The 7,545-nt window shown below is 65.4% G+C and carries 6 protein-coding genes; all 6 read right to left on the bottom strand.

Annotation, left to right across the window (positions count from 1 at the left end; genetic code table 11):
* Positions 1-421 precede the first annotated feature (421 nt).
* The 6 genes from ACTIFE_RS12340 to murD all read right to left on the bottom strand — a co-directional run bounded on the left by ACTIFE_RS12340 (position 422) and on the right by murD (position 7,538).
* Positions 422-865: a GIY-YIG nuclease family protein gene (locus tag ACTIFE_RS12340; RefSeq protein WP_439529456.1), complete on the bottom strand. Its 444-nt coding sequence runs from the start codon at positions 863-865 to the stop codon at positions 422-424.
* A gap of 621 nt (positions 866-1,486) precedes the next feature.
* Entirely contained in the window at positions 1,487-2,440 is a 954-nt protein-coding gene (gene murB, locus ACTIFE_RS12335) for a UDP-N-acetylmuramate dehydrogenase (protein WP_439529455.1), read from the bottom strand.
* On the bottom strand, positions 2,437-3,855 hold the full coding sequence (gene murC, locus ACTIFE_RS12330; protein ID WP_439529454.1) for a UDP-N-acetylmuramate--L-alanine ligase: 1,419 nt from the start codon (positions 3,853-3,855) through the stop codon (positions 2,437-2,439). The genes murB and murC overlap by 4 nt, the downstream gene beginning before the upstream one ends.
* Positions 3,856-3,868: 13 nt before the next feature.
* The gene (gene murG, locus ACTIFE_RS12325) at positions 3,869-4,969 is read right to left on the bottom strand and encodes an undecaprenyldiphospho-muramoylpentapeptide beta-N-acetylglucosaminyltransferase (RefSeq protein WP_439529453.1); all 1,101 of its coding nucleotides are present in this window, start codon (positions 4,967-4,969) and stop codon (positions 3,869-3,871) included.
* Positions 4,966-6,138, bottom strand: coding sequence for a putative lipid II flippase FtsW (gene ftsW / locus ACTIFE_RS12320; RefSeq protein WP_439529452.1), 1,173 nt, complete (start codon positions 6,136-6,138; stop codon positions 4,966-4,968). The genes murG and ftsW overlap by 4 nt, the downstream gene beginning before the upstream one ends.
* Positions 6,138-7,538 carry a UDP-N-acetylmuramoyl-L-alanine--D-glutamate ligase gene (gene murD, locus ACTIFE_RS12315; protein WP_439529451.1) on the bottom strand — a complete coding sequence of 467 codons (1,401 nt, stop codon included), beginning with the start codon at positions 7,536-7,538 and terminating at the stop codon, positions 6,138-6,140. Before murD ends, ftsW begins: the two co-directional genes overlap by 1 nt.
* Positions 7,539-7,545 lie beyond the last annotated feature (7 nt).

Here is a 7,545-nt window from a genome sequence, read left to right as displayed (position 1 = left end):
GCTGTTCCGTGCTTTTTGTGCTTGGTTGCCGTCCAACTCTCGTCGCTCCTGCGCAGGCAGGAGCCTAGTAGCCCCGGTGGGGATTGGTGATCCCAGCGGGTGTTTCTGTTGATAGCTCAACATGGGTTGCCGACCGTGCGCCGCATCTCCCCGCCTCGGTTACTGGGCTCCTGCCTTCGCAGGAGCGACGAAGGAGGGGCGGAGATGGGAGCAGCGAAGATGCGCTGGGAGCAATCCAGCTCTCGTCGCTCCTGCGCAGGCAGGAGCCCAGTAGCCCCGGTATGGGTTGGTGAACGCGGCAGACGTTTCTGCTCACAGTAAAACATGGGTTGCCGACCGTGCGCCGCATCTCCCCGCCTCGGTTACTGGGCTCCTGCCTTCGCAGGAGCGACGAGAGTTGGGGGCTGCGGCTATGACAGATTTATGGTGAGAGCTGATGGGCCAGGTCTTCCCAGTTCGGGTTCGTCTCCTCGATCAGGCGAACCTTCCAGCTTCGCTTCCAGCGCTTGAGTTGTTTCTCGCGCAGAACGGCGCTTTCGGCGGTTGCGTGTTGCTCGAAGTGAACCAGCGCATACACATTATGGTCAGATGTAAATTTCGAACCGGTGCCTGATCGGTGCTCGAACATGCGTCGCATCAGGTTATTCGTCATGCCGATGTAGAGGGTTCCACCCAGACGGCTTGCCAGAATGTATGTGAAATAGATGCGCTCGTGCATAAGAGAAGCATAGTGCACGCGTCCGCTTATGCAATCAATAATTGCGCCCTCGGTGGGGCGTACGCCTTGAGAGCGCAACATTCTCGCTGGCAAAGTTTGGTCGCAAAGTGACCAAACCAACAGCGCGGGTTGCCGCTCGTGCGCCAAGTCTGGCCGCCTCGGCTACTGGGCTCCTGCCTGCGCAGGAGCGACGACGGAGGGGCGGTCGGGGGCAGTGAAGATGCGTTGGGAGCAATCCAACTCTCGTCGCACCTGCGAAGGAGGGGTAGCCGGGAATAGGAAACGTGGCCTGGCAAGTGACCAACTCTCGTCGCTCCTGCGCAGGCAGGAGCCTAGTAGCCCCGGTGTGGGTTGGTGATCGCTGCGGGCCTTTTCGCTCGCGGTACCGCGTGGGTTGCCGCTCGTGCGTAACATCTGGCGGCCTCGGTTACTGGGCTCCTGCCTTCGCAGGAGCGACGAAGGAGGGGTGGTCGGGGGCAGTGAAGATGCGTTGGGAGCGGCAACAAACTCTCGTCGCTCCTGCGCAGGCAGGAGCCTAGTAGCCCCGGTGTGGGTTGGTGATCGCAGCGGGTGTTTCTGCTTATAGCTCAACGCGGGTTGCCGACCGTGCGTAACATCTGCCCGCCTCGGTTACTGGGCTCCTGCCTTCGCAGGAGCGACGAAGGATGGGTCGCCGGGGGCGGTGAAGATGGATTGGGAGAGGCAGCAAATCCGCGTCGCTCCTGCCTGCGCAGGAGCGACGCGGGGAAAGAACACAGCACCAATCCTTCAATCGAGGAAAGGCGTGATCTCCTGGCCGGGGGTGAAATCGCCGAGGCGTTTGATTTCCCAGTCGAGGAGGATGCCGGAGGTGTCGCGGACGCGGCGGCGGACGGTTTCGCCGAGGAGTTCCAGGTCGTGGGCGGTGGCGGCGCCCGTGTTGATCATGAAGTTGCAGTGCATCTCGGACATCTGCGCGCCGCCGATGGTGAGGCCGCGGCAGCCGGCGGCATCGATCACCTTCCAGGCAGAGGTGCCGTCCGGGTTCTTGAAGGTGGAGCCGCCGGTCTTCTCGCGGATCGGCTGGGCCTTTTCACGGTGGGCCGTGACGTCCGCCATTTCGGCGCGGATCTGCTCCACCGGGGCCGGGATGCCCTCGAACAGGGCGGAGGTGAAGATCAGCTCCTTCGGGGCACTGCAGTGGCGATAGGCATAGCCGAGATCAGCATTGCTGAGCACATGGCGCGCGCCCTTGCGGTCAAGCGCCGTGACCTCGACAACGCGGTCACGGGTCTCGGTGCCATGGGCACCGGCGTTCATGCGCAGGGCTCCGCCGATGGCACCGGGAATGCCGGCGTAGAAGGCAAAGCCGCCAAGACCGGCTTCGGCTGCGAATTCGGCGAGGCGTTTGTCGGGAACGGCGGCACCGGCCCGAATGCCCGTCTCGCCAACACGGTCAATGCCGCCGAAGCCCTTGCCGGTGAGGCGGATGACAACGCCGTCAAAGCCGCCATCGCGGATAAGGAGATTGGAGCCAAGGCCAATGACGAGCACCGGCACATCATTCGGCAGCTGCTGCAGGAAGCTGGCAAGATCGGCCTCGTCGGCCGGCTGGAACAGCACGCTGGCCGGACCGCCCGCACGCAGCCAGGTGACGGCGGAGAGCGGTGCATCGCCGGAAACCCGGCCACGAATGCCGTGGATCGCGGCGCCGAGGCGGGTCAGGAGACTATCCGAACTCACGCCTTGGCCCCCTGCCCCAGCGCCTCAAGCTGGCCCGGCAGCGCATGCGCCCACTGGGAGATGTTGCCGGCGCCCAGACAGACAACATAGTCGCCCGGCTGGGCGATGCCGCCAACGAGACCGGCGAGGGCGTCCGGGCCCTCCAGTGCCAGAACCGAGCGATGGCCATGGATCTTGAGGCCGCTGACCAGCGTGTCGCGGTTGACGCCATCGATCGGCTGCTCACCGGCCGCATAGACCGGGGCGACGATGACGGTGTCCGCGTCGTTGAAGCAGGTGGAGAAGTCGTCAAACAGGCTGGCGAGGCGCGTATAGCGGTGCGGCTGCACGATGGCGATGACCTTGCCTTTGGCGGTGTCGCGGGCAGCGTTCAAGACGGCGCGGATCTCGACCGGATGGTGGCCATAATCATCGAAGATGTCGACCCCGTTCCAGGTGCCGGTGTGGGTGAAGCGACGCTTCACGCCGCCGAAGCCGGCAAGGCCCTTGCGGATCGCGGTCCCGGCAATGCAGAGGCGGTTGGCGACCGCGATGGCGGCGGTGGCGTTGGAGACGTTGTGCAGGCCCGGCATCGGCAGGACGAGATCGTCCAGAGCCTCGCTGGTGCCCGAGCGGCGGTTCTGGAAGCGGACGCTGAAATGCGCCTTGCCGCCTTCCATCCGCACATCGACGAAGCGGACATCGGCCTGCGGGTTGGTGCCATAGGTGACGATGCGCTTGTCCTCGATCTGGCCAACCAGCGACTGCACTTCCGGGTGATCGAGGCACATCACGGCAAAGCCGTAGAAGGGTACGTTCTCGACAAAATGGCGGAACGCGGCGCGCACGCCGGCGAAGTCGCCGTAGTGATCGAGATGCTCGGGATCGATGTTGGTGACGACCGCGACATCGGCGGGCAGCTTGACGAAGGTGCCATCGCTTTCGTCCGCCTCCACGACCATCCAGTCGCCGGCGCCCATGCGGGCATTGGTGCCATAGGCATTGATGATGCCGCCGTTGATGACGGTGGGATCAAGCCCGCCGGCTTCCAGCAGCGCGGCGATCAGCGAGGTCGTCGTGGTCTTGCCATGGGTGCCGCCGATGGCGACTGATTGCTTGAAGCGCATCAGCTCGGCCAGCATTTCCGCGCGGCGCACGACGGGGATCAGCTTTTCGCGGGCGGCGATCAGTTCCGGATTGTCGCGCTTGATGGCCGAGGACACGACCAGAACCTCGGCCGCGCCGAGGTTTTCGGCGGCATGGCCGATGAAGACCGGAATGCCCTTTTCACGCAGGCGCTGGACGTTTGCGCTCTCGGACATGTCCGAGCCCTGAACGGTGTAGCCGAGCATGTGCAGCACCTCGGCGATGCCGCTCATGCCAATCCCGCCAATGCCAACAAAATGCACCGGACCCAGTTCACGCGGCATCTTCATGGCCGGTCTCCTTTCACGACTTCGATTGCGCGGCCACCTGCTCGACCAGATCGGCAAGGCGCGCAACCGCGTCGGCCTTGCCCTGTCCGGCGGCAGCACGGGCGGCAGCGGCAAGGGTTTGAGGTTCATCCATCAGGCTGCCGAGCCGGTCGGCCAGCGCCTGAGGTGTGAGGTTTTTCTGTTCAATCGGCCAGGCACCGCCCACGGCTTCCAGCACACGGGCGTTGGCGCTCTGGTCCTGGTCGAGCGCATGGGGCAGCGGCACGAGGATCGACGGGCGGCCGATGACGGCCAGCTCGCTGACAGACGAAGCGCCGGAGCGGCACAGGATGAGATGGGCGCTGGCAAGGCGCATCGGCAGGTCGGTGAAGAAGGCGGCGAGTTCCGCGGAAACGCCAAGTTCCTCGTAGCGGCTCTTGACCCGGTCCAGATCCTCCGGCCGGCACTGCTGGACAAGACGCAGGCGGGCGCGCTTGTCGGCTGGCAGCAGGGCGAGTGCTTCCGGCATCAGGTCAGAGAAGAAGCGGGCCCCCTGCGAGCCGCCGAAGACGAGGAACTGGAACGGGCCCTGCGCCTCAAGCGGCGGATAGGCCGTGCGGGCCGCCTCGATGACCATCGGGCGGACGGGATTGCCGGTCTCTGTTGCCTTCGCGGCAATGGCCGGATCGAGGCCGGGAATCGGAACGCTGGTGGCGACCGCGTCAACGCCGCGCGCGAGCATCCGGTTGGCCCGGCCCATCACCGCATTGGCCTCGTGCAGGATCGAAGGCACACGGGCAAGGCGCGCGGCGAGCATGGGCGGAAAGGTCGGATAGCCGCCGAAGCCGACGACGACGGACGGCTTGACCCGCCGCACCACGCCGAGGGCCTGCAGCGTGCCGCGGGCCAGGCTGAAGATCGTCTTCAGGATGGCGACCGGCGACTTCGAACGCAGGGTCTCCGAGGCGATGATGTGGACGTCGCGGGCAGGAAAGCGGCTGCCGTATTTGTCGGCGCGTTCGTCGGTGGCCAGATCCACGGTCCAGCCGCGCCGCACGAGTTCGCTGGCCAGCGCCTCGGCGGGAAACAGATGGCCGCCGGTGCCGCCTGCGGTGAGAAGGATGGTCCTGGTCATCGGATCCCCGGTTGCATCAGGCTGGAGGGCGACACCCGCGATATGGTCACGCTTTCGCTGTGCACCGGACGCGGCTTGCGACGGGACAGCGCCAGGATGAAGCCGGCGGTGAGCGCAGTCGAGAACAGCGACGAGCCGCCATAGGAAATGAACGGCAACGTCATGCCCTTCGCCGGCAGCAGATTGAGGTTCACCATCAGGTTGATGGTGGCCTGCAGGCCGAAGGTGATGACGAGACCGGAGGTGGCAAGCCGGGAGAAGGCGTCCTGGTCACGCGCGGCATTGCGCAGGCCGCGCAGCACGATGAAGCTGAACAGCACGACCATCAGCATGCAGACGATGATGCCGAACTCCTCGGCGACGACAGAAAACACGAAGTCGGTGTGGCTGTCCGGCAGGATGCGCTTGACGATGCCCTCGCCGGGCCCCTTGCCAAACCAGCCGCCGGACAGGAACGCCTCACGCGCGGTGTCGACCTGGAACGTGTCGCCGGATTCCGGATCCAGAAAGCGGTTCACGCGCGAGGTGACATGCGGCAACAGAAAATAGGCCGAACTCATGCCGACTAGTCCCACGACCGCAAGGGCGATGATTGCGATCCATGGCAGGCCGTTGATGAAGAACAGCGCCCCCCAGGCGAGCGCCAGCAGCATCGTCTGGCCAAAGTCCGGCTGGGCGATCAAGAGCATGGCGGCAACAGCAAAGATCAGCGCCGAGAACAGCGCGCCGGGAACCTCGCGGCGACGGCCGCTTTCCGATAACAGGAAAGCAACGATGACGACGAAGGCGGGTTTCAGGAACTCCGAGGGCTGCAGCGTCGTGAAGCCGAGATTGATCCAGCGCCGGCCACCCTTGACCTCGACGCCGAGGAACAGCGTCGCGACCATCAGGGCCAGGGACCCGATGAGGATCAGGAGGGCTGCGCGGCGGATCATGCGGGGCGACATCAGCGACAGGCCGATCATCATCGCGAGGGCTGGCAACAGGAAAATCGCCTGCCGCTTCACGAAGTAGAAGCTCTCCACGCCGAGCCGTTCGGCCACGGGCGGGCTGGCCGCGAAGGACAGGACCACGCCGCCGATCGCCAGCAGGACAAAGGCCGCCAGAAGATAGTGATCAACCGTCCACAGCCATTCCGCCAGCGGACCACGATCGGCGCGTGAAACCATCAGGCATTTCCTTCTGTCCCCGAGGCACGATCCAGCGCCTCGACAGCTGCGACAAACGCGTCCCCACGGACCTCAAAGTTCGGATACTGGTCGAAGGACGCACAGGCTGGCGACAGCATGACGACCTTTTCAGGCGACGGATCATGGGCCGCATCCTCGGCGGCCCGCGCAACGGCGACGTCCATGGTGCCGCAGATTTCCACCTGTGCCTTGCCGGCGAGGGTTTCCGCAAAAGCTTCTGCCGCCTCGCCGATGAGATAGGCGCGGGCGATCCGCGGGAAGAACTCGGCAAGGGGCTCGATGCCGCCGGTCTTTGGCTTGCCGCCGACGATCCAGTAGATGCGCTTGTAGCTGGCAAGCGCCCAGGCAGCAGCATCGGCGTTGGTGGCCTTGCTGTCATTGACGAACAGCACGCCATTGCGGCGGGCAATCACCTGCATGCGGTGCCTGAGGCCCGGGAAGGTCTTCAGCGCAGCGGCAATCCGCTCCGGTGACTGGCCAAGCTCCAGCAGGGCCGCCGCAGCAGCAGCCGCATTCTGGGCGTTGTGGCGCCCCCGCAGGGCGTCGATGCCGGTGAGATCGGCGAGACGGGTCTGGGTGCCAAGGTCGGCCATCATCAGGCCCGAGCCATCGCCATAGACGCCATCGGGCTGCGGCAGATGACCGGAAATGCGGCGCACCCGCCGTCCGGCCAGTGCAAGCCGGTCCGCCATCGCGGCGCTCAGCGGGTCATCCACTCCGATGACGGCGGACCGGCTGCCGGCAACGAGGCGTTGCTTGATGGCGGCATAGTTTTCCATGGTGCCGTGCCGGTCCAGGTGATCCGGCGACAGGTTCATGTGAATGCCGACGGTCGGGTCGAGGCTCGGCGCGAGGTCGATCTGGTAGGACGAGCATTCGACGACATAATGCCGATGCGGAGCCAGCGGCTGCAGATCCAGGACCGGCGTGCCGATGTTGCCGCCCATCTGCACGTCAAGGCCGAGGCTGGCGAGCAGATGGGTGACGAGCGCGGTCGTCGTCGACTTGCCATTGGTGCCGGTGATGCAGATCAGCGGCGCATCCGGGCAGAGGCGGCGACGTTCGCGCACGAAGAGTTCGATGTCACCGATCACCTCGACGCCGGCGTTGCGGGCAAGCTGGACGGTCCAATGCGGCTCGGGATGGGTCAGCGGCACGCCCGGCGACAGAACCAAAGCGGACACGCTGCTCCAGTCGATCCCGCTGAGATCCACCGCCGTCAGGCCTTGCGTCCGGGCCGCGTCGTTGCGAGCCGCGGAATCGTCGAAAGCGAGGACGTCGGCGCCACCGGCCTTCAGCGCCAGAGCGCTGGACATGCCGGAGCCGCCGAGCCCGAAGAGGGCGACTGTCTGTCCGGCGAAACTGGTGATCGGGATCATCTGAGCC

This window comes from Pannonibacter sp. (genome assembly GCF_051860505.1).
Classification (GTDB): Bacteria; Pseudomonadota; Alphaproteobacteria; order Rhizobiales; family Stappiaceae; genus Pannonibacter.
Note: the sequence above shows the minus strand (reverse complement) of the source record. Positions and strands in the feature narration are given on the sequence as shown.

Excerpts from the sequence above, each read along its gene's own strand:
- murC (WP_439529454.1), bottom strand. The coding sequence starts at position 3,855 with ATGAAGATGCCGCGTGAACTGGGTCCGGTGCATTTTGTTGGCATTGGC.
- murG (WP_439529453.1), bottom strand. The coding sequence starts at position 4,969 with ATGACCAGGACCATCCTTCTCACCGCAGGCGGCACCGGCGGCCATCTG.
- ftsW (WP_439529452.1), bottom strand. The coding sequence starts at position 6,138 with ATGGTTTCACGCGCCGATCGTGGTCCGCTGGCGGAATGGCTGTGGACG.
- murD (WP_439529451.1), bottom strand. The coding sequence starts at position 7,538 with ATGATCCCGATCACCAGTTTCGCCGGACAGACAGTCGCCCTCTTCGGG.